General features: G+C 60.7%; 22 protein-coding genes and 1 riboswitch. Of the genes, 9 read left to right on the top strand and 13 right to left on the bottom strand.

Going from position 1 to position 26,872, the window contains the following annotated elements:
• Position 1 precedes the first annotated feature (1 nt).
• The gene (locus tag NAV33_RS14515; RefSeq protein ID WP_255981235.1) at positions 2-916 is read left to right on the top strand and encodes an acyltransferase; all 915 of its coding nucleotides are present in this window, start codon (positions 2-4) and stop codon (positions 914-916) included.
• A 179-nt stretch (positions 917-1,095) separates the two neighbouring features.
• Here the strand turns inward: NAV33_RS14515 and NAV33_RS14510 are convergent, their stop codons facing one another.
• From NAV33_RS14510 to NAV33_RS14500, 3 genes are all read right to left on the bottom strand, one after another.
• A complete protein-coding gene (locus NAV33_RS14510) occupies positions 1,096-3,237 on the bottom strand; it encodes a putative bifunctional diguanylate cyclase/phosphodiesterase (protein WP_255981233.1) in 2,142 nt (713 codons plus the stop codon).
• A gap of 98 nt (positions 3,238-3,335) precedes the next feature.
• Complete coding sequence (locus NAV33_RS14505) at positions 3,336-7,040, bottom strand: CHASE domain-containing protein (protein WP_255981231.1); 3,705 nt, start codon at positions 7,038-7,040, stop codon at positions 3,336-3,338.
• 157 nt (positions 7,041-7,197) lie between these two features.
• Positions 7,198-7,854, bottom strand: coding sequence for an OmpA family protein (locus tag NAV33_RS14500; RefSeq protein WP_255981229.1), 657 nt, complete (start codon positions 7,852-7,854; stop codon positions 7,198-7,200).
• 360 nt (positions 7,855-8,214) lie between these two features.
• Here NAV33_RS14500 and NAV33_RS14495 point away from each other — a divergent pair, with 360 nt between their 5' ends.
• Positions 8,215-10,260: an ATP-binding protein gene (locus NAV33_RS14495; protein ID WP_255981227.1), complete on the top strand. Its 2,046-nt coding sequence runs from the start codon at positions 8,215-8,217 to the stop codon at positions 10,258-10,260.
• Here NAV33_RS14495 and NAV33_RS14490 read toward each other — a convergent pair.
• Together NAV33_RS14490 and NAV33_RS14485 are read right to left on the bottom strand one after the other, a co-directional pair.
• Entirely contained in the window at positions 10,257-11,939 is a 1,683-nt protein-coding gene (locus tag NAV33_RS14490) for a fatty acid--CoA ligase (protein ID WP_255981225.1), read from the bottom strand. The genes NAV33_RS14495 and NAV33_RS14490 overlap by 4 nt on opposite strands.
• A 206-nt stretch (positions 11,940-12,145) precedes the next feature.
• Positions 12,146-12,775 carry a LysE family translocator gene (locus tag NAV33_RS14485; RefSeq protein ID WP_255981223.1) on the bottom strand — a complete coding sequence of 210 codons (630 nt, stop codon included), beginning with the start codon at positions 12,773-12,775 and terminating at the stop codon, positions 12,146-12,148.
• Positions 12,776-12,835: 60 nt separating this feature from the next.
• On the opposite strand from NAV33_RS14485, the gene NAV33_RS14480 reads away from it, so the two are divergent.
• The 4 genes from NAV33_RS14480 to NAV33_RS14465 all read left to right on the top strand — a co-directional run bounded on the left by NAV33_RS14480 (position 12,836) and on the right by NAV33_RS14465 (position 16,236).
• Positions 12,836-13,798, top strand: a complete 963-nt coding sequence (locus NAV33_RS14480) for a 2-hydroxyacid dehydrogenase (protein ID WP_255981221.1) — start codon at positions 12,836-12,838, stop codon at positions 13,796-13,798.
• 59 nt (positions 13,799-13,857) lie between these two features.
• A complete protein-coding gene (locus NAV33_RS14475; protein ID WP_255981220.1) occupies positions 13,858-14,856 on the top strand; it encodes a class I SAM-dependent methyltransferase in 999 nt (332 codons plus the stop codon).
• Positions 14,857-14,903: 47 nt separating this feature from the next.
• A riboswitch (yybP-ykoY riboswitch) is annotated at positions 14,904-15,003 on the top strand.
• Between the two features lie 116 nt (positions 15,004-15,119).
• Complete coding sequence (locus tag NAV33_RS14470; protein ID WP_255981218.1) at positions 15,120-15,707, top strand: TMEM165/GDT1 family protein; 588 nt, start codon at positions 15,120-15,122, stop codon at positions 15,705-15,707.
• Between the two features lie 85 nt (positions 15,708-15,792).
• Entirely contained in the window at positions 15,793-16,236 is a 444-nt protein-coding gene (locus NAV33_RS14465; protein WP_255981216.1) for an ester cyclase, read from the top strand.
• Positions 16,237-16,259: 23 nt separating this feature from the next.
• On the opposite strand, the gene NAV33_RS14460 is transcribed toward NAV33_RS14465, so the two are convergent.
• The 4 genes from NAV33_RS14460 to NAV33_RS14445 all read right to left on the bottom strand — a co-directional run bounded on the left by NAV33_RS14460 (position 16,260) and on the right by NAV33_RS14445 (position 18,343).
• The gene (locus NAV33_RS14460; protein ID WP_255981214.1) at positions 16,260-17,069 is read right to left on the bottom strand and encodes a M48 family metallopeptidase; all 810 of its coding nucleotides are present in this window, start codon (positions 17,067-17,069) and stop codon (positions 16,260-16,262) included.
• 135 nt (positions 17,070-17,204) lie between these two features.
• Positions 17,205-17,825, bottom strand: a complete 621-nt coding sequence (locus NAV33_RS14455; RefSeq protein ID WP_255981212.1) for an SOS response-associated peptidase — start codon at positions 17,823-17,825, stop codon at positions 17,205-17,207.
• Positions 17,826-17,900: 75 nt separating this feature from the next.
• The gene (locus NAV33_RS14450; RefSeq protein ID WP_255981636.1) at positions 17,901-18,161 is read right to left on the bottom strand and encodes a DUF2007 domain-containing protein; all 261 of its coding nucleotides are present in this window, start codon (positions 18,159-18,161) and stop codon (positions 17,901-17,903) included.
• Positions 18,161-18,343, bottom strand: coding sequence for a CPXCG motif-containing cysteine-rich protein (locus NAV33_RS14445; RefSeq protein WP_255981210.1), 183 nt, complete (start codon positions 18,341-18,343; stop codon positions 18,161-18,163). The genes NAV33_RS14450 and NAV33_RS14445 overlap by 1 nt, the downstream gene beginning before the upstream one ends.
• A 95-nt stretch (positions 18,344-18,438) precedes the next feature.
• Between NAV33_RS14445 and NAV33_RS14440 the strand changes: the two genes are divergently transcribed.
• On the top strand, positions 18,439-19,602 hold the full coding sequence (locus NAV33_RS14440) for a 1-acyl-sn-glycerol-3-phosphate acyltransferase (protein WP_255981209.1): 1,164 nt from the start codon (positions 18,439-18,441) through the stop codon (positions 19,600-19,602).
• Between the two features lie 19 nt (positions 19,603-19,621).
• Here NAV33_RS14440 and NAV33_RS14435 read toward each other — a convergent pair whose 3' ends face one another.
• Positions 19,622-19,894: a hypothetical protein gene (locus NAV33_RS14435; protein WP_255981207.1), complete on the bottom strand. Its 273-nt coding sequence runs from the start codon at positions 19,892-19,894 to the stop codon at positions 19,622-19,624.
• Positions 19,895-20,347: 453 nt separating this feature from the next.
• Between NAV33_RS14435 and NAV33_RS14430 the strand changes: the two genes are divergently transcribed.
• On the top strand, positions 20,348-21,724 hold the full coding sequence (locus NAV33_RS14430; RefSeq protein ID WP_255981206.1) for a DUF1329 domain-containing protein: 1,377 nt from the start codon (positions 20,348-20,350) through the stop codon (positions 21,722-21,724).
• Positions 21,725-21,946: 222 nt separating this feature from the next.
• On the opposite strand, the gene NAV33_RS14425 is transcribed toward NAV33_RS14430, so the two are convergent.
• The 3 genes from NAV33_RS14425 to NAV33_RS14415 form a co-directional block, all read right to left on the bottom strand.
• Positions 21,947-22,531, bottom strand: a complete 585-nt coding sequence (locus NAV33_RS14425; RefSeq protein WP_255981203.1) for a YajG family lipoprotein — start codon at positions 22,529-22,531, stop codon at positions 21,947-21,949.
• Between the two features lie 252 nt (positions 22,532-22,783).
• A complete protein-coding gene (gene mqo, locus NAV33_RS14420) occupies positions 22,784-24,295 on the bottom strand; it encodes a malate dehydrogenase (quinone) (RefSeq protein WP_336605398.1) in 1,512 nt (503 codons plus the stop codon).
• A 311-nt stretch (positions 24,296-24,606) separates the two neighbouring features.
• Positions 24,607-24,894, bottom strand: a complete 288-nt coding sequence (locus NAV33_RS14415) for a PA4642 family protein (protein ID WP_255981201.1) — start codon at positions 24,892-24,894, stop codon at positions 24,607-24,609.
• Between the two features lie 191 nt (positions 24,895-25,085).
• Between NAV33_RS14415 and dauA the strand changes: the two genes are divergently transcribed.
• A complete protein-coding gene (dauA, locus tag NAV33_RS14410) occupies positions 25,086-26,819 on the top strand; it encodes a C4-dicarboxylic acid transporter DauA (protein ID WP_255981199.1) in 1,734 nt (577 codons plus the stop codon).
• The last annotated feature ends 53 nt before the right edge of the window (positions 26,820-26,872 follow it).

Here is a 26,872-nt window from a genome sequence, read left to right as displayed (position 1 = left end):
TATGCTGAGCTTCCTTCCCGCTCCCCTGCGAGGCACCCTCGCCGGCCTGACCCTGGCGCTGAACACGCTGTTCTGGTGCTGGCCGCTCTTTGCCCTTTCGCTGCTCAAGCTGGCGCTGCCGATTCCTCGCGTTCAGCGCGCGCTGCGCTTCGGCATGCACTGGATCGCGGAGTCATGGATGGCCGTGAACGGCTTCTGGATGGATCAGGTGCGACGCACGCAATGGGACGTGCAGGGCCTGGAAAAGGTCGATATGCAGCATTCCTATCTGGTCACCAGCAATCATCAAAGCTGGGCCGATATCCTGATGCTGCAATATCAGTTGAACCGGCGCATGCCTATTCTGAAATTTTTTCTCAAACAGGAACTGATCTGGGTGCCGGTGATCGGCCTGTGCTGGTGGGCGCTGGAGTTTCCCTTCATGAAGCGTTTCACCAAGGAATACCTGACCAAGTATCCGGAAAAGCGTGGCGAAGATCTGGCCACCACCCGCAAGGCGTGCGAGCGCTACCGGACTAATCCGGTTTCGGTATTCAACTTCCTCGAGGGCACACGCTTCACCCAGGACAAGCACGATGAGCAAGCCTCGCCCTATCGCTACCTGCTAAAACCCAGGGCCGGCGGCATCGCTTTCGTAATTGACGCTATGGGGGAACAGTTGACCTCGCTGATCAACGTCACCATTCACTATCCGGACGGCAACCCGAGCTTCTGGGATCTGCTCTGCGGCCGGATCGGCCAAGTGGTGATGCGCATCGATTCGCTGCCGATTCCCGCCGAGTTCCTGCATCGCAGTTACGATCAGGACGAGCGCTATCGGCTGAGTTTCCAGGAGTGGGTCAACGAACTATGGAGCGACAAGGACGACACGCTCGAGGCGCTGCACCGCCAATTTCCGCCGAGCCGCCAGCCTTAGTGACCTGTGTGGCTAGTTCAGTTAGTCAACTTCGGCGCCTGAGGCTCTGATACTGCGTTGCTGCTCCTCGCCATAGCCAGCTATGACTTGTCGCAGCGCCTTGTCTCAGAACCTCAGTCATCCGAACTTGAGTTAACCAACTAGCCGAACAGGCCACTAGCTGACCGTACAGGCCGGTATCATCCGGCCGTTTGGTGATCCAGCTGCAGCCAATCGACTTCGCGGGGAAATGCGAGAGCATCGTCGACCGTCAGTCCTGGCGCCACCAGGAAGCCCTGCATCACCTGGCAACCATGGGTGATCAGCCAATCACGCTGAGCCAGCGTTTCGACGCCCTCGGCGATGACTTCGAGCTCGAGGTTCCGCCCCAGATCGATGATGGTACTGACCACCGCGGCATCGCGCGGCGAATCGAGCATATTGGCGATGAACAGCCGGTCGATCTTCAGCGTGTCCAGATCGAAATGTCGCAGATAGGCCAGTGACGAATAGCCGGTGCCGAAGTCATCCACCGCTACCCGCACACCCAATTCGCGCAACTGCCGGAGCTTGTCGCAGCTCTGTTCAAGATTCTGCATCAGCGCGCCTTCGGTGACCTCCAGCTCCAACTGACGGGGGTCGAGCTGATATTCGTCGAGCAGGCGGCGCAATTCGTCAAGTAATCCGGCCCGGCCGAACTGCACCGGGCTGACGTTAAAGCTCAGGATCAGCTTTTCGCCGAACCGCTCACGCCAATCGCGGCATTGCGCCAAGCCTTCGCGCAGCGCCCATTCGCCGACACGATCGATAAGCCGGGTTTCTTCCAGTAATGGGATAAAGACGTTCGGCTCGACCATGCCGCGGCCGGCAAAATCCCAACGCAGCAAGGCCTCGAAGCCGCGCAATTCGCCCGTCTCGAGGATCACCTGCGGCTGATAAGCCAGGGCGAAACCATTGCGCTCGATGGTGCTGCGCAGGTTTTCTTCCATCATCAGGCGCGCATGGGCACGGCCGTTCATTTCCTTGGAAAAGAAACGGTATTGCTGCCGCCCGGCGCGCTTGGCTTCGTACATGGCCATGTCCGCCGAACGCAGCAGCTCTTCCACGCTTTGCCCGCTGTCGGGGAAATGCGCAATGCCGATGCTGGCGCCAAGGGTGACCTCGGTTCCGTCGATGGTGTGCCGAACCGAAATCAGTTCAATGAGCTTCTCGGCCACCTTGGCGGCATCCTCTGGATGATCGAGAGAGTCCAGCAGCGCAGTGAACTCGTCGCCACCCATGCGCGCGATGATGTCGTAGGGGCGCATGCAGGTTTCCAGCACCCGAGCCACGCGGCAGAGAATCTCGTCGCCGGCATCATGCCCCAGCGAGTCGTTGATGCGCTTGAAGCCGTCAAGATCGATATAGAGGATGGCCATGCGCTTGCCATTCCGGTCGACCCTAGCCAATGCCGAGTCCAGCGCCTGATGGAAGCCTCGACGATTCAACAGACCCGTCAGCGAATCGGTGACCGCCTGGGTTTCCAACTGAACGTGGAGATTGCGCACCACCGACATGTCCAGCGCGATGACGACCATCGAGCGCTGCTGGCGAGGCAACGGCGATGACGACAGGGCCACTGGCAGCGTGGTACCACGGGTGGTGTTCAGCTGCGCCTCGTGCAGGCGATAGGTATCGCCGCTGCGCCAATGCTTGTAGAAATCGGTGTCGCGCCAGACGTCGGGCATCTGCGGAGAGGCCAGGTGATCGACCAGCGCGGTGCCCTGCAGGGCATCGACGCTGGTATGTAGCATCTGCGCGATCGCCGGGTTGGCGAAATTGATGTAGCCGTCTTCGCCCACCACAAGAATGCCTTCGGCGGCATTGTTCAGTACCGATGCATTGAACGCCCGAGCACTGTCGAGCTGCTGGGTGAGCAGTTGCAGATCACGACGATTATGCTCGTGGCTCAGCAGTGTATTGATCTTGTGCTTGAGCACCTGCGGATCGAAGGGCTTCAGAATGAAGTCCACCGCACCCGTGGCATAACCACGCAACACCGAATCGCGGGTGTGCGCGATGGCCGAGACGAAGATGATCGGGGTATAGCGGGTATGCGGGCTGCCACGCATCAGTCGCGCGACTTCGAAGCCATCCATTCCCGGCATCTGTACATCCAGCAACACGAGCTCCACATCCAGATCGAGCAGCGCCTGCAGGGCTGCCTCACCGGAATTCACCGTATGGACCTGCCAGTCGCCATCACCCAGCAAGGCTTCCATCGCGACCAGATTTGCCTCGCGATCATCGACCACCAGCAGCGTGCGGGTACGTGGCTGTGCTTTGGCTTGTACCCGCAGCATTAACCGGCTCCCCTGCTCAGCACACGGTAGATTCCGACTTCGGCGGCGTCGGCAAGGACGCCAGCCCGGCATGAACGATGCGTCACACGCTTTCTCCTTTATGGACCAAGGTCATCAGCACGCCCAAGGCAGCGGCGCAACAACTCGACCAATTTGGGACCATCGATCGGCTTGAACAAAAAATCGTCGGCACCAGCCGCGATACTCTGATCGCGAACGGCCGGATCGGCATCAGCTGCCAACGCCACGATCGGCACCTGACAACCATAGTCGTTTCTCAGCTGGCGGATCAGTGCAGCGCCGTCATTATTCGGCAGTGACATGTCCACCAATGCCAGATCGAAGGCATCGTCATCGAATCGTTCGAGCGCCTCAGTGCTGGTTGTGGCCGGAACCACCTGCAGTCCCTGCTCGTCGAGCATCGCGCTGATGGCATAAATGGCCCGTACATCGGGGTCTACCAGCAGCACGCGCTGCCCCAGCATGGGGTGGTCCACCTCGTTTGTGTACGGGGCCGCAGATTCGACTGCGGTGGGTTTCAACGCATCATCCATATGCTCCAGTCCCTCTGTTTTTGACAACGCAACCGACGAATAGCGCCGAAGCCGCTCCCGATTCTTCTCGGAGAGCGATTCACGGCTGTTCAATACAACGCGTACATCTTTTAGCGAACGCAGGCGATCGAGCGCCTCGAGAAGGTCCAGACCATCTTCATCGGGAAGGTCGAAATCGATGATCAGCACGGTAAACGGATGCTCCGCATAGGCCAGTCGCGCATCCTCGCTGCGCTGACAATCGGTGACTCGATATCCAAGGCTTTCGAAATGCTCGCGCAGTTGCCGGCGCCGCTCGGAATCGGTCTCGACTAGCAGCAACCATGTTGGATTGGCTTCCTCGCGCGCCAGCTCGATGAACAGGCGCTCCAACTCCGACTGCGCCACCGGCTTGAGCAGATAGCGCGAACTGTCGTCCGACCAGCCATGCGGCTGTGGCACGCAGGAAATGACGTATACCGGCATGCCCTGGTGCCGTGAATCGGCCCGCAACATCCGATGCACCTGCCAGCCGCTGATATCCGGAAGCAGAATATCCAGGATTACCGCAGCGAAACGGTCTCGTTCGAGGGCATCCAGCCCCTCCTGACCGGTGCCGCAGATCACGCTGGAAAAGCCATGGGACTGTCCGACTTCAGCTACCACCGAGGCAAAATCGGCATCGTCTTCGACGATCAATAGACCACGTCCCTGGCCACGGCGTTGGGATGGTCGCAACGTCCTGATTTCCGTATTCGCCGCCGGCTTCAGCGGCAACTCGACGGTAAAACAAGAGCCCTGGCCCGGCGCGCTTCTGAGTATGATGCCGCCGCCGAGCACTTCAGCCAGTTGCCGCGCAATCGCAAGGCCAAGTCCCGTGCCGCCGTACTGCCGGCTGATCGAGCCGTCGATCTGCTGGAAGGCTTGAAAGATACGCTCGTGCTGATCCTCAGCGATACCGATGCCGGTATCGCTGACAAAAATTTGCAGCACATCGTCGTCGGTTGGAGTCTCAGCCGGCTTGCACGCGACGCGGATGTCCACGGAGCCTTGCTCGGTGAACTTCAGTGCGTTGGTAATCAGGTTGCGCAGGATCTGCTGCAAGCGTGCACGGTCGCTGATGACAGACACCGGTACATCTGGGTCAATCCGCGTGCTCAGCGTCAGCCCCTTCTGCTCGGCCATGGGCTGTAGCCCGGCAGTCACCTCCACCAACAGCTCGGCCAGATCCAGCGGCTCCGGCTTGATCTGCATGTGGCCAGCCTCGATCTTGGCCAGGTCGAGCACGTCGTTGATCAACTGCAGCAGATCGTGCCCGGCGCGATGAATGATGTCGGCATGCCGGACCTGCTTCTCGGTGAGGTTGCTGGCCGCGTTCTGCCTGAGCTGATCGCTCAGGATCAGGATGCTATTGAGCGGCGTACGCAGCTCATGGGACATGTTTGCAAGAAACTCGGATTTGTAGCGGTTGGCGATGACCAGCTCGTTGGCTTGATCGCGCAAGCGTCGTTCGGCCGCCTTGCGGTGACCGATATCGGTCACGACCGCCTGTACCAACTGCTCTTCGCCGCTGCGCAATGGCGATAGGCCAACTTCAACGGGTAGCAGATGGCCCTCCCGGTGGCGGCCGAACAGTTCGCGATTATCGCCCAGGCGGCGTGTTTCCGGCGCTTGAACGAAACGGTGCCGTACTTCCAAGTAGATCTTGCGCATCGACTCGGGGATCAGTAGATCGACCGACTGGCCCAGCAGCTCCTGCCGGCTATAACCGAACAACAGTTCGGTCTGCCGATTGACCATGATGATCGTGCCGTCGTAGTCGAACAGCAAAAAGGCATTCGGCGATGCTTCGACCACATTACGGAAACGCTCCTCATCGCGCTTGCGCTGCTGCAGATCGACCAGATTAAGCAGATGGTGAATACCGTCGTCCCGACTGAAGCTGGTCAGACTCAACGAAACAGGTATCGGCGTACCGTCCTCGCGCAGCGCCTGGCTTTCCTGAAGGTTGGCCTCGAGCCGCTGCTCGTGCGAGGGTACATCCAGTGCGCCCGGGACATAGCGACGCAGACGTTCGCCCGCAAGCAAATCGGCACTGCTGCCAAGTAGAGACGCGGCACTCTGGTTCGCCAGTTCTATACGCCCCAGGGAGTCGCATAGCAGGGTCGCCACTGGCAATTGCTCGATCAGATGGCGAAACCGTGCTTCGCGCTCTTGAAGCTGCGCCCCGAGAATCTGACTACTGCGCAGCGCTCGCTCGCGCAGGTACAGATAGCCGCCTATCATCAGCGCAAATAACACCGCCGCGGTCATTGCCGCAGCCAGACTGAAGGCCCGCCCAGAGCTACGCAAAATGGCCTCGTATTCTGGCGTACTGGCGACTTCCAGCTGCCAGCTGCGGCCATACATGTAAATATTGCGGGTGCGGTGAAAGCCCGCATCGCTGCTAACCGGTGCACGCCCCACCAGCAGCGGTTCGTCCGGCGCGGCAGCATCGAACAGTTGCAGCTGGAACAACTTACTGCGCGAACCCAGCACGCCCTCCATCAGATCGGTCAGCCGGAACGCGCCGTGCAGGGTACCGACGAAGGCGCTTTGCCGCTCTTCGAGCGTTGTGGTCGGCGCGCCGGTTCGGTACAGCGGCAGGAATAACAGGATGCCGACCTGAGCGTTCTGCTCGGTTTCCTGCTTGAGGCGCAAGGGCCCGGTAAGCATTGGCGTGCCGATGTTACGCGCGCCGATGATGGCTTCCCGGCGGGTTTCCTCACTGAACATGTCGAAGCCAACCACTCTACGATTACGCCAGTCGAGCGGGTGAATATATTCGGCGATCAGATATTCGTCGCGCTTGCCGGGTGGATACATGCGGAAATCGGCACGGTCATCCCCGCGGATCCGGGCGAGAACGGATTGAAGATTTTCGTCGCGCGCGTAACGCGCCAGCGAGAGGGCCTGGATGCCCGGGTAGAAATCCTGAAGTTGAAGCTGGTCCGAGGCACGATTCCAATCGTTCAGCGAGACAGTATCGCTGCCAACGAAAAGGCCAGCGAGACCACGCAAAACCATTTCATAGGCGCGCATGCGCTCACGTAGCGTGTTTTCGACATCATTAACAGCCAGGTTGAATCGCTGCGCCTGCTCGGCACGAATCCGCATTTCCTGAACATGCCATTGCCAGCCGACCCATCCTCCGAGCCCTACCATCAAGGCCAACGTCACCGCCAATGGCAGCCAAGGCTTGCGAGAATGGAGAGCGGTACGATCGTCCATTCGACCTCCTCAGTGCCACTACATGGCTCGCTGTCACGAGCTTCAGAGTCGCGTATCGCTGAGAGGTTCAATAGTAGACGAACAAAAGAAAAAAATATGACGCCACTTAAATGGCACAGGCGAGCCTATTGTGGGCCTCGCCTGTTTTAAGAGCCTTTTAGAGCGGCCGCAGGTTGATTTCTACACGGCGGTTTTGTGCCTTTCCAGACGCGGTATCGTTGCTGGCGATTGGCTGACTTGAGCCGGCGCCATAGGACGAGATTCGCGAAGCGGCAACGCCGTTGCCTTCCAGATAGGCGGCGACGCTACGCGCGCGGCGATTCGACAGGTCCTGATTGAGTTGTTGCGAGCCGGTGCTATCGGTATGGCCGATAATGTCGATGCCGTTCTTGTTGAACTCCTTGAACACCTGAACCAGCGAATTCAGCGTCGGATAGAAACCGCTGGAAATATCTGCCGAGCTGCTCGCGAACGTGATATTGCCCGGCATGATCAGCGTCAAGTTATCACCGTCGCGCTGAACCTGAACGCCAGTGCCCTGCAGCGTCTGGCGCAGCTTGGCTTCCTGGGTATCGACGTAGTATCCGTAGCCGCCACCGGCTGCGCCACCCACCGCTGCACCAATCAGGGCACCTTTGGCACGGTCTTTCTTGCTGGACGTGGCGGCGCCGATTACAGCGCCGCTGATCGCACCGATGCCTCCATAGATCCCTGCGTTGCCCGCCTCTCGCTCGCCGGTATAGGGATTGTTGGTACAGCCCGCCAACAGAGCGAAAGTGGCGGCAAGTGCAGTCAGGTTACTGAGCTTTTTCATGGTTACTTCCTTTATCTCCAAGACGTCAGCCTGCCGAACGAGACCCGCCACAGGCTGAAATGCGCCGCTAGGTTAACACCCAGCCGGGCACCGAACCGGAACGTACCGACGAACCTGTCGCAACGGAACAAGCTGCTGAATAACCATGATTTCAAGCTGACAGCTGTTTTCTCTGAATACGGCCACCGTAGACGGTGCAGCCGCCCGGCAGCGGACTGGGAATCAGCGATTGGACGTGTTGGCCGCATCGGCTCTTCGAAATGAATCGGAATTATTTTCGAAAATCGGCAACTACTAGCTTATAGAGAACACACGGGCCTGCATCTGGCCGGGGAGAGCTGAGCCATCGACATACAGGATATGCAGCGCATTTTCGACGCTCTGCCAAGCGTCGTTCTGGTAGTCGCGAACGATGCCGATTACACCATGGTCGCCGCAAGCGATCAGCGGTTGCGAGTTACCATGACGCATCGCGGAGACGTGATCGGAGAGCCGCTATTCAAAATTTTCGATGGCGGAGACGCCTCCAGTTCTGGCGCGCAGGGTGTCGGCCTGTTACGCACATCGCTGGCGGAGGTGGTGCGCACTGGCGAGCCGCAACAACTCAGGCATGTGAGCTACGCGCTGCGTCGCCCGGACGAAGCTGGCGGCGGTTACGAAACTCGCTATTGGGACGTCATCAACTCGCCGGTATTCGATGAGCAGGGCCGGGTCAGCCACATCATTCATCAGGCCGAAGATGTTACAGACAGCCTGCTGGAGCAGGAGTCGGCGGCACTGCGCTTGCGCGAGAGCGACGAGCGCCTGAACGCGGCGCTACTGGCCTCCGGCACAGGCACCTTTTATTGGGATCTTCACAACAACCGCTTGGACATGGACCTGCCCATGCAGCGACTAGTCGGAATGGAGGGCGTGGCCTCGGGATGGCTCAGCGATTTTCTCGAGAAGGTTCATCCCGACGACAGAGCAGGTATCGTCCAGCAATGCGAACTCTGCGCACACTACGGCGACGACTTCGAGATGCAGTTTCGGGTAATCCTGCCAGACGGCAGCGAGCGCTGGATTTTCGACAAGGGGCAGACCTTCGCCGATGCCAGCGGCAAGCCTTCTTACATGGTTGGTGCCTGTCTCGACATTACCCAACACAAACGTACCGAACATGCGTTGCATCGCCTCAACGAAACCCTCGAGCAACGCGTCAATGCCGAGGTCGCGGCGCGTGCCAAGACCGAGGCGGCATTACGTCAATCGCAGAAGATGGAGGCAGTAGGTCAGCTCACCGGTGGCCTGGCGCATGATTTCAATAATCTGCTGGCCGGCGTGATCGGTTCGCTGGAGTTGCTCTCGGTGCGCCTGCAGCAAGGCCGAGTCGACGATCTGCAGCGCTACGTAGGCAGCGCACTGAGTTCGGCCACCCGCGCAACGGCTCTGACCCATCGCCTGCTGGCCTTCTCGCGCCGACAGACATTGGATCCCAGTCCCACCGATATTAATGCCCTGGTCGCGGGCATGATGGAGCTACTGCAGCGTACTACCGGCCCGCTGGTGGATTACTCGAGCCGGCTATCCGACGACCTCTGGCTTACGCTCTGCGACACAAATCAGCTGGAAAACGCGCTGCTCAACCTGACCATCAACGCCCGCGACGCCATGCCGGACGGCGGCCGCCTGACGCTGATCAGCGAAAATATCTTGCTGAGCGAGCCAGCCGCCCATGAGCTAGGCCTGCAGCCAGGCGAATACGTGGCACTTGGTGTCAGCGATACTGGCGTCGGCATCCCACCGGAAAAGCTAGGCTACGTCTTCGATCCATTCTTCACCACCAAACCGCTGGGTGAAGGCACAGGGCTCGGGTTATCCATGGTCTATGGCTTCGCCAGACAATCAGGCGGCGGCGTGCGTATTGAGAGCGTCGTGGGCGAAGGTACCAGCGTCTGGATTTACCTGCCGCGCCACCACGGCCCGCTTGTTAGCGAGGATGCCCCGACCGCGGCGAGCCTGGTGTCCGCCCCGGTCGAAGGCCAGATCGTTCTGGTGGTCGATGACGAACCCAACGTTCGCACGCTGGTGTCTGAGGTGTTGCAGGAAATGGGACTCAAGACCCTCGAAGCCGCCGACGGCCCCAACGGACTGCGAATCCTCGACGGTAATATGCACCTGGACCTGTTGATCTCGGACATTGGCCTGCCCGGCGGCATGAACGGACGCCAGCTCGCCGATGCGGCACGAGAAAAACGTCCGTCGCTGCGCGTGCTATTCATCACTGGCTATGCCGACGGATCGGTACTGCACCGCAGCAATGTCTTGCACGATTACGAGGTCCTGACCAAACCCTTCAGCATTACAGCCCTCGAAGACAAGGTCCGCAGCATGCTGGGATCTGGTCAGAATAATGGCGTGGCCTAGATCGACGAGATGGCGCTGCTGCCCTCTTCCATCCAGCGAGCGATGTCTACCCGAATGCGTTTCTTGTCCAGCTTACCGACGCTGGTCTTGGGAATATCGGCGACTACCGCAATTTGCTGCGGGATCGCCCACTTGTTGATATGGCCCTGCTCCACGGCAGGTTCGAGGAAACCCTGAAGGGTCCGTGCATCGAGCTGTTTGCCCTCGCCCAGCACCAGCAAGGCGAACGGGCGTTCGCCCCAACGCTCGTCCGGCACACCAACCACCGCCACGTCGCGCACGGCCTCGTGGCGGCTTATCAGGCCTTCCAGTGCCAAGGAGGAAATCCACTCGCCGCCGGTCTTGATCACATCCTTGATGCGATCACGAATGTCGATATTACCCATCTCGTCGATGGTTGCGACGTCACCGGTATGCAGCCAACCCCCAGCCCACAGTTCTTCGCTCTTTTCCGGATTGCCGGCGTAGCCCTGGGTCAGCCATGGCGCCCGCAGTACCAGTTCGCCCTGGGATGCGCCATCGGCGGGCAGGAAGCTGCCATCCGGCGCCTGGATCGCGGCATCGACAAGCACCACGGGGATACCGGCCTTGAGTCGATAGCTGGTCTGCTCGTCCTCACTGGCCTGGCGCAGCTCGTCGTTGATATGGGCTCCGGAAATCAGCGGGCAGGTTTCCGACATGCCGTACGCGGCCACTAGCTGCATGCCGCAGGCGCGGGCCGATTCGTAGAGGCCGCGGGTCAGTGCACTGCCGCCGATGGTGATCTTCCAGCCGTTGAAATTCACGCCTCGCGCAGCCTGGGCGTTGAGCAGCATTTGCACGATGGTCGGTACGCAATGCGAGAAGGTCACCTTCTCGCGGCGCCACAGCTCGATCAGCAACTCTGGGTCGTAACGTCCCGGATAGACCTGTTTGAGTCCCAGCATTGTCGCCACGTACGGCAAGCCCCAAGCGTGTACGTGGAACATAGGTGTGATTGGCATGTAGACATCGCCCGCGGCCATCAGCTGCGGGTTTTCACGGCTGCCGACGGTTATCGCCCCGGCAAGCGTATGCAGAACCAACTGGCGATGGGTGAAGTAGACGCCCTTGGGATCTCCTGTCGTACCGGTGGTGTAGAAGGTAGTGGCAACCGAATCTTCATCGAAATCGGGGAAATCGTAGTGCGGCTCCGCGGTCGCCAGCAGGCTTTCGTATTCCCCGACGCAGTTGGGCAGTTCGCAGCTTTTGTCTTGCGCATCGGTAATCAACAACGTCTTGTCGACGGTAGTGAGCTGACCGGCAATCGCCTGATACAGGGGAGCGAACTCGCTGTTGACGAGGACGAAGCGATCCTCGGCATGATTCATGGTGTAGAGAATCTGCTCGGGAGACAGGCGCACGTTGATGGTATGCACAACCGCGCCGATCATGGGGATCGCGAACATGCATTCGAGGTAGCGGTGGCTGTCCCAGTCCATCACCGCCACGGTGTCGCCGGCCTTGACCCCAGCAGCCGTCAGTACGTTGGCCAACCGCGCGATGCGCTGATTGAGAGTGCGGTAATCGAAACGCAGCTGGTCGCGGTAGACGATTTCGCGAGTGCGCTCGTAGCGTTGGCCCGACAGCAGCAGACTTTTGATCAGCAGGGGGTATTGGTAGGCGTTCGTGGCGGGTTTGATCACGCGGGTCTGCAGCATAGGGGCTTCCTTGTTATTAATGTTATGAGATGCGCTCTAAAACCTGGGCAAGCGCCGGACCGTCGCGGCGGCACCCACCGAGCAACTTCAGCTCCGACAGTCTGCATCGCAACCGTTCAGCCCGCAGCCTGGCTGTGCAACAGAACGTTGCAACTGCCTGCGCAGCTACAGCTGCGGGCTAACAGGTCGTTTTTGCAAACTACTCACTAAGCGATCTCGCTTGCCGCCAGGCGCACACCGAGGCCGATCAGCACCGCGCCGGTCACCCGGTCGAACCAGTGCCCCATGCGGGCGAAACCGGCCCGCACGCGCTCGCGGCTGAACAGCCAAGCCACCAGGCAGAACCACAGACCAGTGGCGAACGCCAGATATAACCCATAGCCAGCCTGAACGGCGAGAGGGGTATGGGGGTCGATAACCACGGTGAATAACGACAGAAAAAATAGAGTAGCCTTGGGGTTCAAACCGTTAGTGACGAAACCGACGGTAAAAGCACGCCTGGCGGAACGTGCCTCCTCCGGGCAGGGCGGAGCCAGGTCACCGACCGCGACAGGCTTTGCGCGCAGCGCCTGAAAGCCGAGATAGAACAGATAACCGGCCGCCAGCCATTTGAAGAGGTTGAACAGCACGATCGACTGCGAGACGATCAGACCAATCCCGAGCAACGAATAACCTACGTGCAGCAGAATTCCGCTGCCGACACCGATGGCCGTCCAACTGCCGCTCCGCTGACCGCGGGTCACGCTTTCGCGCACGACCACCGCGAAATCCGGTCCGGGGCTGGCCACGGCAAGCAGGTGCACCAGTGCCACGGTGAGAAACTCCATCCAGTACATCTAATCGACTCCGATACTTCCGGGGCGGGACGTCCGCCGCTGATCATACGAGTAAAGTCCATGAGCAATCGCCGCGCTGTATTCCTCGACCTCTCTCCCCTCGATCAGGGGGACCTGGATCTGGCTCCGCTGCAGTCAGCCTTCGATAAACTGATTTGTCACGCGCAGACCAGCGATGCGCAGATCATCGAACGGCTGCAAGGTGCCCAGGTCGCCATCATCAACAAGATAGCGCTGAACGATGCGGTATTCGCCGCCTGCCCGGAGCTGAAGCTGATTCTGGTCGCTGCGACCGGGGTCAACAACATTGAGCTCGCGGCCGCCAGGCAGCGCGGCATCGCCGTTTGCAACTGCCAGGCCTACGGCACCGCCACCGTCGCCCAACACACCTTGATGTTGTTGCTGGCACTTGCCACGCGACTACCCGATTACCAAGGCGCCGTGGCCCGCGGGCGCTGGCAGGAAAGCGGCCAATTCTGCCTGTTGGACTTTCCCATCGTCGAGTTGGCCGGCAAGACCCTCGGCGTGCTCGGCCATGGCGAGCTGGGTAGCGCCGTAGCCCGGCTGGCCGAGGCACTGGGAATGCGCGTGCTGACTGGCAATCTGCCGGGCCGCCCGCCGCGTCCGGATCGTCTGGAGCTCGACGAGTTGCTGCCGCAGATCGACGCACTGACCCTGCATTGCCCGCTGACCGAGCAAACGCGCAACCTTATCGGCGCGCGCGAACTGCAGCTGATGAAGCCATCGGCCTTCATCATCAATACCGCCCGCGGCGGCCTGATCGATGAGCAGGCACTGGCGGACACCCTGCGCCACGGCCATCTGGGCGGCGCCGCCACCGATGTGCTGATCAGCGAGCCACCGAGCGCCGACAACCCGCTGCTGGCCGCAGACGTACCGCGCCTGATCGTGACGCCGCATAGCGCTTGGGGCAGCCGCGAAGCTCGCCAGCGCATCGTCGGTCAGCTAAGCGAGAACGCCGAGGCGTTTTTCGCCGGCGCGCCGAAGCGCCAAGTAGGTTGACGCGACTTCTGCAGCCAGGGACAGGCTGCTAAGCTCGCCCGCTTTGCCCGGAGGCATCGATGGATCCGCGAAGCGAAGTATTGCTGCGCCAGGCCGAACTCTTCAGCGGCGACGTGCTGCTTGCCGGTTTGCCGGCCGACGACCTGCTCGGCCAGCTGCGCGGGGCTACAGGCTGGAGTTGGCACGCCGGCGAATATAAGACGATGCAAGCCCGCTTCAGTGGACGCTGCGCATTTGGCGTACAGGCGCCAGCGGCCGATTTCGATGCCGCTGTGCTGTTCCTACCTAAATCCCGCGAGCTGACCGACTATCTGCTCAATGCACTGGCGGCCAGGCTACCAGGCCGCTTGCTGTATCTGGTCGGGGAAAAGCGCGCCGGCGTCGAGCGAGCGGCCAAACAACTGGCGCCGTTCGGCGAGCCACGCAAGCTCGACAGCGCCCGGCATTGCCAGCTCTGGCAGGTCAAGGTGGAGAGCAGCCCGCCTATTCCCGATCTGCAACTCCTTGCGCAGCGCTTCAGTCTGGAACTGGCGGACGGCCCGTTGCAAATCGTCAGCCTACCGGGCGTATTCAGTCATGGCCGGCTTGATCGCGGTACCGCACTGCTGTTGGACCAACTAGATGATTTGCCGGCGGGTAGGCTGCTGGATTTCGGCTGCGGCGCTGGCGTCATCGGCGCGTCGTTGAAAAGGCGTTATCCGCATAACGACGTAGTGCTGCTGGATGTGGATGCGTTTGCCGTCGAAAGCAGCCGCATGACCTTGGCGGCCAACGGCCTGAATGCCGAGGTCATTGCCGGCGACGGCATCGATGCTGCGCCGGGAGACTGCGCCGCGATCGTCAGTAATCCGCCGTTCCATCAAGGCGTGCATACCCATTACGAGGCCAGCGAGACACTCCTTCAGCGCGCCGCCAGCCATCTGCGAACAGGCGGCGAGCTACGCCTGGTCGCCAACGCCTTCCTCAAATATCCGCCTTTGATCGAGGCGCACCTGGGTCGCTGCGAAACCCTCGTCAATGCGGACGGCTTTCGCATCTACCGCGCGCGACGCGCCTGATTGACTACAGGCCCGACTTGCACAACGCGCCATGCTTGGGCAAACTCGCGCCCGTCCTGGGGGAGTAGTCTCCGGTGAGCGCCCTGCTCGCCTGGCATGCGTCAACATACTTGGTCCACAGACCATGGCGCATGCGACCCGCGCGGCCCGCCTCGGCAGCCACGCCCGGTTTGACAAGACCCATGACACGTACACCTGACCCGGGGCGGGCAGGCGATGCGTGTCATGGTGATTTCGTCGACCCGCCCCTGCAAGGAAGTCCGTTGGAATCGTTCTACATCCCCACCCTGATCGTTGCGCTCGCTGAGATTGGTGACAAAACCCAGCTTCTCGCTCTGCTGCTGGCGGCCCGCTATCGGCGACCGCTGCCGATCATCTGGGGTATCGTCGTCGCCACCCTGGCCAACCATGCGGCCGCCGGCGCGGTCGGCAATTGGGTATCTTCGCTGGTCTCGCCCGCCATCCTCAGCTGGATTCTGGCTGCCTCCTTCGCCGCAGTGGCATTGTGGACATTGGTACCAGACAAACTCGAAGAGGACGAAGCTTCTCGCGGGCGCCGTTTCGGCCCGTTCGTCGCGACCCTGATCGCATTCTTCCTCGCGGAAATGGGCGATAAGACTCAGGTTGCGACCGTCATGCTGGCCGCGCAATATCCCGATTTCATCCTGGTCATCGTCGGCACTACGCTGGGCATGCTGCTCGCCAACGTACCGGTGGTACTGGCCGGCAACTTCGCCGCTGATCGCATGCCGCTCACGCTGATCCGAAGAATCGCAGCCATCTGCTTCGCAGCATTGGCCCTGTATGCGGCCTACCAGGCGCTGACCTTGAGCGGCATGCTTCCAGTCTGATACGCAGCGCAAATTGCCGCGCTCCCGGTGCTGTTAGAGTGGGTATTCACCGCGTTCTGGCGGCATTTCAGGGGGAGCAGGCTGCATGTCACCGGAGGAACGAAAACGGCGGGTTCAGCAGCACATCGACCTGAGCTGGAGCAAGGGCCGACTGGCGCTGGCCGAACAATTGCAGAGCCGCTATTTCAGCTACAAAAGTTCATTCATTGCACAGCCGGTCAACAGTGCTGGCTTCGGCCTGATCGTGCGGGAAATCCGTCAGGCGATGCCGGATCTGGAAGTGGTAGTGGACGAGTGTCTCAGCGAGGGCAACCGCGTCGTTACGTCCAGCACGCTGTTCGGCACCCTGGAGAAAACGGTTTTCGGACATCCTCCGAGCGGCAAGATCCTCACGGTCGCCGCCATGTCGATATGGACACTCAACCCGGGCGGCGACATCGAAGAAATCAATACGCTGTTCGACCTGGAAAGCGCCCGGCAACAGCTGGGTATGGACAGCCCTATCCCGATTACGCTGCCACCGACCTGAACCGGGCGGCGCAGCGGCAGGCTTCAACGATTCTTCTGGTATAGCGGCATCACCTTCGGAATATTTTCCTGCAGGGCCTGCGTGCGGCTGCTCGACGAAGGATGCGTGCTGAGGAATTCCGGCGGTGCGGAACCGCCCGCCGCCGCCATTTTCTTCCACAGACTGACCGCCGCGTTCGGGTTGTAACCCGCCCGCGCCGCCAGTTCCAGGCCGATCAGATCGGCCTCGTTCTCATTACTGCGGCTGTTTGGCAGTGTCATCAGATATTCGACGCCCATATTCGCCAACTGCAGACTGCCATCGCCGACGCCGAATGCCGAGCCGATCTGCGTCGCCACTTGCACGCCGTAAGCCTTGGACATCGCCTCGCGGCCATGTTCGCGCAGCGCATGGGCGATTTCGTGCCCCATCACCGCAGCGATCTCGTCGTCGGTCAGGTTCAGTTTTTCAATAAGCCCGGTGTAGAAAATGATCTTGCCGCCCGGGCCGCAGTTGGCGTTCAGTTCCGGGCTGTCGATGACGTTGACTTCCCAGTTCCACTGCGCCGCGTCCGGACGGAACGCCGGCACTTCGGCAATCAGCCGCTGGGCAATGCCATTGACGCGTTTGGTGATCGCACTACTTTTCTCAAGCACACCTTTTTGCGAGGCCTCGCTCAGAGTTTGCTGATAAGACTGCGCATACATCTGGTTGACCTGCTCGGTCGACAGCATGCTGAACATGTACTGCTTGCGGTCGACGCCGACGGCACCGCCACTGGTGGTATTGACCGCCTGGCAACCGGCGAGCACGGAGGCTGCAAGGAAAAGGGTAAATGGATGCGGCTTGAGCATGTCGCGTCTCCCGTGGATTCTGCGCCGTATGCTAGAGCGAGCCCGCCTACCGGGCAACCGGCCAGCGCCGGGCTTACGTGTCTGGCTGGACGGCCGCGGCGTTGATCAACCCGCCCGAGGTCTGGGGCCAGGCGGCTAGTTAACCGGCGTCAGGCATTCTGGTGCATCCAGCTTAGGGTCGTTGACGAAAGTCGCCAACGGCCGCTCGCGTAGCGCTGGCTGGCGCGCCACAAGCAATGTCTGAAGTACTTCGAGCGGAGTTTGGGGATCGAGCCAGGCGGCCATAGCCGCCTGGTCCAGCATCAGCGGCCGCCGCTGATTCGCCGCCGGCAGCGTTACCACGGCCGCGCTGAAATAAGTGTGGCCCTGTACCGGGTAGGCTTCCCAGATCGCCGCGAAATACATCAGCGAATCCTCAGCTGTCATCCAGTAGGGCCGTTTGCGCGCGGTGCCGCGCCATTCATAAAAGCCGTTGGCCGGTAGCACGCCACGGCGCTGACGGAAGGCGTCGCGGAACATTGGCTGCTCGGCCAGCGTTTCCGCACGCGCCTGTGCTGGCGTCCGGGTAAAGTCAGTCAACCAGGCTGGGGTCAGACCCCAGCGCACACTGCTGAGCTGCAGCTCGTCGTCTAGCTGACGTAACAGTAATACCGATGCTCCCGGCGCCAGACTCCAGTGCGGCTGCTGATCAGCGGGAAAACCCGGCAGCGCGGCAAAGGCCGGACTCCAGCGGAACAGGGCATAGCGGCCACACATGAACAGGACTCGTTGGGCTGAGGAACGTGGGCACCGAAACAACGGCGTGGATTGCAGGCGATTTTCCGCCAGCGACTAGCAGATAAGCTCGCCAGGATAGCTTTCGGGTTCATCACCAGGCATCGGTTCGGCGCCATTGTACTCAGCGATCAGCTGTCGCGCGCGCTCGGTCTGCTCATCCGCCACTATCAGCCCGAGCAGGCCCGCAACCGGCAACTCGCCTAGCGCACCGATCAGATGCCGGCCGGTAAGAAATACCTCGATACCCTCTGCTTCCAGCATTCCGCAGAGCATCTCAGCCTCGAGCAGATCGCGGGGTTCGTAAATACGTCGCATCATTCATCCTCCCGCAGTACATCGAGCTGCCAATCGCTGCCATCGGTTCGCAGATCGAAAATGATCGGCCGGCAGCAGACCGCGCAATCTTCGATGTAGCGCTGATCGCCGCCACTCAGATCAAGCAGCGCCTCCACCACTTCGCCGCAATAGGGGCATTGGTAATCCTGTGTTTCGAGCATCAGCGTCTCCTGCGTGACTTGCCGCTATAATCGCCGTCCAGTTTCGACCTCAAGACAGTTGGGGTCATTCAGTCGTTTCCCTTACAGAGAGCATGATGGACGAATTCGAAGCCATCCGACCCTATGCCGACGCCGAAGTCCCTGCCGTGATGGCGCGGCTGTTCGCCGACCGGGAGTTCCTCGACATCCTGGTGCACTTTCGCTTTCCGCGACTGGCCGGCCCGATGGGCTGGATGCTTAAGCCACTTATAGCGCAACGACTGCGCCGCGAGTTCGCCAGCATCCATTCGATCGACACGCTTCAAGCGCGGATCGAGATGTACGTAGACCGCACCATCGAGCGCGCCACCGATGGCATCACCTATTCCGGATTGGAAAAACTTCAGCCCGGCTGCGCCTATCTGTTCATGGCCAACCATCGCGATATCGTGATGGATCCTGCATTCGTCAATTACGCGGTGTTCCAGGCGAAGATGCGCACGCCGCGCATCGCCATCGGTGACAACCTGCTGCAACGGCCCTTCGTCAGTGACCTGATGCGGCTAAACAAGAGCTTCATCGTGCGCCGCTCGGTCACCGGCCGGCGCGAAAAACTCGCCGCCTACCAACTGCTCTCCGCCTATATCAACCACTCGATCCGCAACGATGGCGAGTCGATCTGGATTGCCCAGGCTGAAGGCCGCGCCAAAGACGGTGACGATCGCACCGATTCTGCGATCCTGAAGATGCTACACATGAGCCGCAAGGACGAGCCGTTCGCCAGCGTACTGACGGAGCTGCGCCCAACGCCGGTGTCGATCAGCTACGAGTATGATCCCTGCGATCAAGCCAAGGCTCGCGAGCTTTACATCCGCGCCACGACTGGCACCTACACCAAAGCGCCCGGCGAAGACGACACCAGCATCGCGCTTGGAATCACCGGTTACAAAGGTCGCGTGCATGTGAGTTTCGGCACACCGATCACCGAAGTTCCAGAGGATGCCAAGCAGCTCGCCGCCAGGATCGACCAGCAGATCCTGTGCGACTACCGCCTGTTTCCAGTGAATTATCTGGCGTACCGAATTTGGGATGGCCGCGATCCGGAGCTGTCGATCCCCAGCCTCGCCGAGCTATTCAGCTCTGAGGAAATTGCCCGCGCCGAGGCCGAATGGAGCAAGCGCCTGGCCGCCTGTCCAAGCGTGCAACAGCCCTATTTGATCCAGCAATACGCCACACCGGTGCGTAATCAGCACCGGCTGAAGGCAGGCCTGAATCTCTAAATGATGCCTGGCTGGCGGCTCATACCAACCGGGTGAGCGAGGACAACAGCCAGGCCAATCCCAGGCTGCTGAAACCGAAGCAATAGAAGAAGCGGTCAATGCGCTGGGTCGCCAACATTCTGGTCTGCTCGACCGCCTGCACGCTGTGCCCGGCCAGGCATGAGGAATTGACCGCTAGCTGCTGGCGCCAGCGCGTCGCCAATAGCAGCCAGGCGCCACCGACCGCGATCAGCAGCGCCATTGAATTGAGCAACAAGGCCAGACTGGCCAAACCCGATACGTCGAATTGCATTGACAACCGAACCTCCCCGGCACGCCGAAAAATAAGCCCAGGGCATCCTGGGTGCGACGGCGAAGTCTACCGAAGCGCAGCCTCCGGTTCAGCCGGCTTCCGACCAAACGAGATGCGACCAAGCGAGACGCAACCAAGGGATGGCAATTTGCCGGGCATTTGCGCCATTTATGCAGATAGGCCGTGCCTAGATCGTTGACTTATAGTCCCTCGCAGCTTCACCCTCACCTCGCCTCGAACAACCGAAATAGAGCGTGCGCCTGGCTTGAGCAACCAGATGGGACTGCCACGGAGTCGAGCAAACGGCAACTTGTAATCGCTGCGTCTCTTTGACGCCATTACCGGGCCTGTACCGGCCCGCTACTTCTTCCGTGGAAGTCGCCACCTTCGAGCGCCGCGCTTACGGTTGCACCTCGTAGGGAATCAGCTACTCAGGATCAACAGGACAGAACAATGAATAAGAAGATATTGAAAACGGGGGCACTCACTCTCTCTTTGCTGGCGGCCGCCGTTCTGGCAAATGGAGCCATGGCTGCGGTGTCCGAATCGGAAGCAGCCAAGCTAGGTGACAGCCTGACACCTCTCGGCGCCGAGAAAGCCGGCAACGCCGCCGGCACCATCCCCGCCTGGACCGGAGGCCTGCCAACCGACGCGGCCGCCATCAGCGCTGATGGCTTCGTCAGCGATCCTTACCCGAACGACAAGCCCAAGTTCACCATCACCGCGCAGAACTTCGAGCAGTACAAGGACAACCTGAGCCCTGGCCAGATTGCCATGCTCAAGCGTTATCCCGAGACCTATCGCCTACCGGTCTTCGAAACCCGCCGCAGCGCTGCCGTACCGCAGCAGATCTATGACGCGGCGAAGAAGAACGCGACCCAGACCAAGCTGGTTCGCGGCGGCAACGGACTGGAGAACTTCGATACGGCGGTAGCCTTCCCGATTCCCCAGGACGGTCTGGAAGTGATCTGGAACCACATCACCCGCTATCGCGGTGGCTCGGCCCGCCGCGTCGTGGCACAGGCCACGCCGCAGGTGAACGGCAGCTACAGCCTGGTCAAGTTCGTCGACGAAGTGGTTTACACCAATACCCTGACCGACTACGACCCGGAGAAGCACGGCAACATCCTCTTCTACTTCAAGCAACAGGTCACAGACCCGTCGCGCCTGGCTGGTAACGTCCTGCTGGTGCACGAAACCCTGGACCAGGTGAAAGAGCCGCGCATGGCGTGGATCTACAACGCCGGCCAGCGCCGTGTTCGCCGCGCACCTCAGGTCGCCTACGATGGTCCGGGCACTGCAGCCGATGGCCTGCGTACCTCCGACAACCTGGACATGTTCAACGGCGCCCCGGATCGTTATGACTGGAAGCTGGTGGGCAAGAAGGAAATGTACATCCCCTACAACTCCTACCGCCTGGACTCGCCGAAGCTCAAGTACGACGACATCATCAAGCCCGGCCACATCAACCAGGATCTGACCCGCTACGAATTGCACCGCGTGTGGGAAGTCGAGGCGACTTTGAAGACCGGTGAGCGCCACATCTACGCCAAGCGCCATTTTTTCATCGACGAAGACACTTGGCAGGCCGCGGTCATCGATCATTACGACGGTCGCAACATGCTCTGGCGCGTCGCCGAGGCGCATGCCGAGTACATCTACAATGATCAGGTTCCGCTTTACGCCATGGAAACCCTATATGACCTGGTCTCCGGTCGTTACCTGGTGATGGGCATGAAGAACGAGGAAAAGAACCCCTACACCTACAACTACAAGGCCAACTCCAACCAGTACACCCCGGCCGCCCTGCGCAACTCCGGCGTGCGCTGATCCCTGCGTACGTTCCGCATGAACGACAAGCGCCCCGACTGGTTCGGGGCGCTTTGTTTCCTACGTCGTACGAGCTTATCGGTGGTTTGAAAGGCCATCTAATGGCGCCCCGTTATTGTCATCTCTGACGAATCGCTGCCTCCGCCCCTGAAACGAAGAACCCGCATCGAGATGCGGGTTCCCAGTGCCAGCGCGTGGCCGGAAGATCGTTGCGCTGAAGCGTTACTGAGTCAGCACCTGACTGATGCTCTGATCCCGAAACACGCGGGTCAATGCATCGCTCAACACTTCGCTGACCAGCTTTGTGTTGGTCTGCTCGTTCGGCGCCATGCCGAAGCGCTGATTCAGCGAGGCGCCGTAGCGTCCGGTGTAGCGACGGCCGCCGTTCTGTACCTCGATACGGAAGGTCGCGCCGACGTTCGCCTCGGTCACGTACAGGCCTTCTTTCGGCGACTGATATTTCAACTCGGCCAACGTCAACGTCAGCTGTGGAGCGTTATAGGCGTTGGCAGACGGCGTGAAGCCAAGCAGACGGACTGCAGCTTCAGCCTGAGCCTGGAGCTTGGGTATGATCTTTTCCTTCGGCACGATGACCGCACTGGTTTCCGGATACAGACCGCCACGAGTACCGAGCGTCGGTGACGAACGACCATCCACCACCCGCACGACTACCGGCTGGCCCTGGCCGACCGGGTTGATGGTTTCGTTAAGCTTCGGGGTCGGGTCGAGCTGTTGCGGGCTGTGCGCACAGCCCGCGAGAGTCAGTGCAGACACGGCGACAAGACTGAACAACAGGCGTTGCAGCATGCTGTTTTCTCCAGTTAGGGGATGAATGGCGCGCAGTATAACCAGCACCGCAACCGTTCGACAGTGATGCGCTAAAGACCCGTACGACGCCAGCAACGTTCCATTCATCGCCCTGTCACGCAGGTCTCGCAATAGAGCGCCGCCTTCCCTAGGAACCCGTCTGATTTCTCTGATCGGTCTTCTCGACGCATAAAAAAGCCGCGCTACTCATGACGAGCAGCGCGGCTTCAGGTAACGCGCGTCGAGCCGAACCTACTCAGTCAGCCCCAGACGCTTATCGACCACGGCGACGACTTCGCGGTAGGCCGCAGCATCGGTTTCCAGAACCTTCTCGCGGGCCGGGAAAATCTCGTTGAGCTTGCTGCTCCAAGCCGCACTCTTCGCCTGCTCGGGGAAGCAGCGCTCGATCAGATCAAGCATGATCGAAACGGTCACCGACGCGCCTGGCGAGGCACCCAACAGCGCAGCAATCGACCCGTCCTTGGCTGACACCAGCTCGGTACCAAACTGCAAAATGCCGCCTTTCTTCGGATCTTTCTTGATGATTTGCACGCGCTGGCCTGCTACTTCCAGGCGCCAATCTCCGGCCTTGGCCTCCGGATAGAAGCCGCGCAGGGTTTCCAAACGATCAGCCATGGATTGCCGCACTTCCTTGATTAGGTAGCGGGTGAGATCCATGTTGTCGCGCGCCACGGCCAGCATCGGCTTGAGATTGCCCGGACGAATCGACATCGGCAAATCGAGCGGCGAGCCGTGCTTCAGAAACTTGGTGGTGAAACCTGCGTACGGTCCGAACAGCAGCGACTTCTTGCCATCCACTACACGCGTGTCCAGATGCGGCACGGACATCGGCGGAGCCCCTACGGCCGCCAGGCTGTAGACCTTGGCCTGGTGCTGCTTGACGATTTCCGGATTGTCACAGCGCAGCCACTGGCCACTGACCGGGAAGCCGCCGTAGCCCTTGCCTTCCTCGATATCGGACATTTGCAGCAGAGGCAACGCCGCGCCGCCGGCACCGAGGAAGACGAAACCGGCATCGATTTCACGACTACTGCCATCACGGGTGTTCTTGATTTCCACGCGCCAGCCTTTGCCGTTGCGCGCAAGGCCGGTGACCTTCTGGAAATAGGACATCTTCACGCCCGGCTTGGCCGCCAGGTACACCAGCATCTGTCGGGTCAGCTCACCGAAATTGACGTCGGTGCCGTTCATGGCGCGAGTCGCGGCAATCGGCTCGTCGGCGGGGCGGCCCGGCATCATCAGCGGCATCCACTCTTCCATCGTGGCGCGGTCTTCGCTGTAGACCATGTCTTCGAAGGCGTGATGAGCCTTCAACGCCTCGAAGCGGCGCTTAAGGAAATCGATGTTCTTTTCGCCGCGAACGAAGCTCAGGTGCGGCACGGCATTGAGGAAGTCTTTGGGACTGCCGAAGCCTTCGCGACCGGTCAGATAGGCCCAGAACTGCTTGGACACTTCGAACTGGGTGTTGATGGTGACGGCTTTCTTGATGTCGATTGGGCCGTTCTTGTTGTCCGGCGTGTAGTTCAGTTCACAGAGCCCGGCGTGGCCGGTGCCAGCGTTGTTCCAGGGATTCGAGCTTTCAACGGCTCCGGACTCCTGCAGTTCGACGATCTCCAGCTTGATGTTGGGATCGAGTTCCTTGAGCAGGACTGCCAGGGTCGCACTCATGATGCCGGCTCCCACCAGCACCATATCCACGGCTTCGCTATCGTGTTGCGCCATTAACGCGTTCTCCAGAATCACAGCATTAAACTGTCACGACCGCAGTACGCGATCGTGTAGAACCACCAGCCAGGCGACTAGAAACGGAGGAGGGTTTCTAAACCGCTGCTCGGGCTTGTGCCCGAAGACAGGCACCCCATGGTGTCTGCCCGCTGTCGGAAGAACGGCTTTTGGCCTTCCTCCCTCTCGCTCCAAAGCTCCCGGAGCAGGGCGATAAGCCTGGGCTCTACGGGACACGTGCAGCGAGAAAAACCAGTGTGGCTGCCAATCGCTCAGCCGGTCCAAACGGTGTCGCTTGCATCGGCAGCAATTCACCGATGCGAATGTAGTCGTTAGCCGCGAGCGGCCCGGATTAGCTCGATATAGGGCTCAGCCTGACGTTGATCGACGATCAGCGCAACGAAGTCCTGCCCCTTGGCATCCTTCGCATTCAGGTCGTACCCGGCTTCGACAAAGAAACCTAGAAAGCGCTCGAAATCATCGACGCGCAAACCGCGATAAGCCTTGATCAACTTGTGTAATGCCGGCGGCGTATCGTCCATAGGCTCAGGCTCGAGAAACAATTTGATCGACTCGTCGGAGATCTCTTCACCGACCACCTTTTTCTTGTCTTTACGCATGTCCACTCCAGTCGACGAGCCTTACGGGGGCGGCAGTTTACTCCGCAGGACGAACGCACTCAACGCACCAGGCTCGCTTGCGACCAAGGTCTTACACGAAAATCCTCGATTTACCCGCTATGTTGCGCTCAGGCATCCGCACTGCCGGGCCTTTGCTTATACTGGCCGTCTGCACATAAGGAGTGTCTGGCATGAAGCGTCCGCCGTTGTTTGCCGCCTGGCGTGAAACCCTGCAGTCGGGCTACGGTGGCCGTGAGCTGCGCGGTGACATTGCGGCGGGCCTGACGGTGGGAATTATCGCCATCCCGCTGGCCATGGCGCTGGCGATCGCGGTGGGGGTCGCGCCACAGCATGGCCTGTATACCGTGCTGATCGCCGCGCCGCTGATCGCTCTGACCGGCGGCTCTCGCTTCAACGTGTCCGGGCCGACCGCTGCGTTCGTGGTGATCCTGCTGCCGATCACGCAGCAATTCGGCCTCGGCGGCCTGCTGCTCTGTACCATGCTCGCCGGGCTGATACTGATTGCACTGGGCCTGCTGCGCGCAGGCAAGCTGATCACCTTCGTCCCCTACCCGGTCACCCTGGGCTTCACCGCGGGTATCGGCATTGTCATCGCGACGCTGCAGCTCAAGGATGTGCTCGGACTGACCCTCACCGAACAACCTCAACATTACGTTGAGCAGCTGGGCCTGCTAGCTCAAGCGCTGCCCAGCGCGCAGCCAGGTGACGGCCTTGTCGCCGCGCTATGCCTGGTCGTATTGATTGTCTGGCCGCGCCTGGTACCTAAGGTGCCAGGCCATCTGGTAGCCCTCGTCGTCGGCGCGCTGGCTGGAATGGCGCTGGAATCTTCCGGCCTGGCGGTGGCCACGCTGGGAGAGCGCTTCAGCTATACGGCCGACGACGTGATCCATCCCGGCATTCCGCCCCTTCTTCCGGACTTCGCCTGGCCGTGGCTGTTGCCCGGCCCCGACGGACAGCCGCTGACGTTGAGCTTCGAACTGCTCCACCAGTTACTGGCGCCTGCTTGCGCTATCGCCATGCTCGGCGCCATCGAATCGCTGCTCTGCGCCGTGGTCGCCGATGGCATGACCGGCAGCAGGCATGATCCGAACGCCGAGCTTCTGGGCCAAGGCATCGGTAATCTGGTGGCGCCTCTGTTCGGCGGCATCACCGCCACCGCGGCCATTGCCCGCAGCGCCACCAACGTGCGCGCCGGCGCCTTCTCGCCCCTGGCGGCGATCATTCATGCCGGTGTGGTGCTGGTAGCGATCCTGTGGCTGGCGCCTTTGTTTAGCTACCTGCCGATGGCCGCCCTAGCGGCACTATTGCTCATGGTGGCCTGGAATATGAGCGAAGCGCCCCATGTGCTCAAGACACTGCGCATCGCACCGCGCAGCGATGTGCTGGTGCTGCTCACCTGCCTGGTGCTGACGGTGCTGTTCGACATGGTGCTGGCGGTCGGGGTCGGCCTGCTGCTGGCCGCAGGGCTGTTCATCAAGCGCATGAGCGAGCTCACCGACACCACCAGCCTGCGTCATGGCCGGAGTCATCTGCTCGCGGATCTACCCGAGCATGTCGCCGCCTACACGATTCGCGGCCCGCTGTTCTTCGGCGCGGCGGAGAAGGCGTTAGGCGTGCTGCGACGCTTCAATCCGGACGTGAAGATCGTCATCGTCGATATCAGCGCGGTGCCAATGCTGGACATGACCGCGCTGGCGGCACTGGAGAACGTTCTGCTGGACTACAAAAAGCAGGGCATCGCGTTAATTCTCTGCGGCAGCAGCGCCCGGGTGCGGCTCAAGCTGCGGCGCGTCGGCATCCATCTGCTCGAAGGGCAGCTGTATTACGTGCGTGATCTTGTCCAGGCCCGAGCAAAAGCCTTTTGGCTGCTATCGCCAAACGCGATGACCACCGCGGCTGGCTGAGACGCCCGCCCCGGGCGAAACCGAGGGCGCGCTATCCGCGCCCTGCTGCTGGC

Origin of the sequence: Stutzerimonas stutzeri, from assembly GCF_024448715.1 — a bacterium.
GTDB lineage: Bacteria > Pseudomonadota > Gammaproteobacteria > Pseudomonadales > Pseudomonadaceae > Stutzerimonas > Stutzerimonas stutzeri_AR.
The sequence above is the reverse complement of the archived record's forward strand: the minus strand, read 5'-3'. Positions and strand labels throughout refer to the sequence as shown.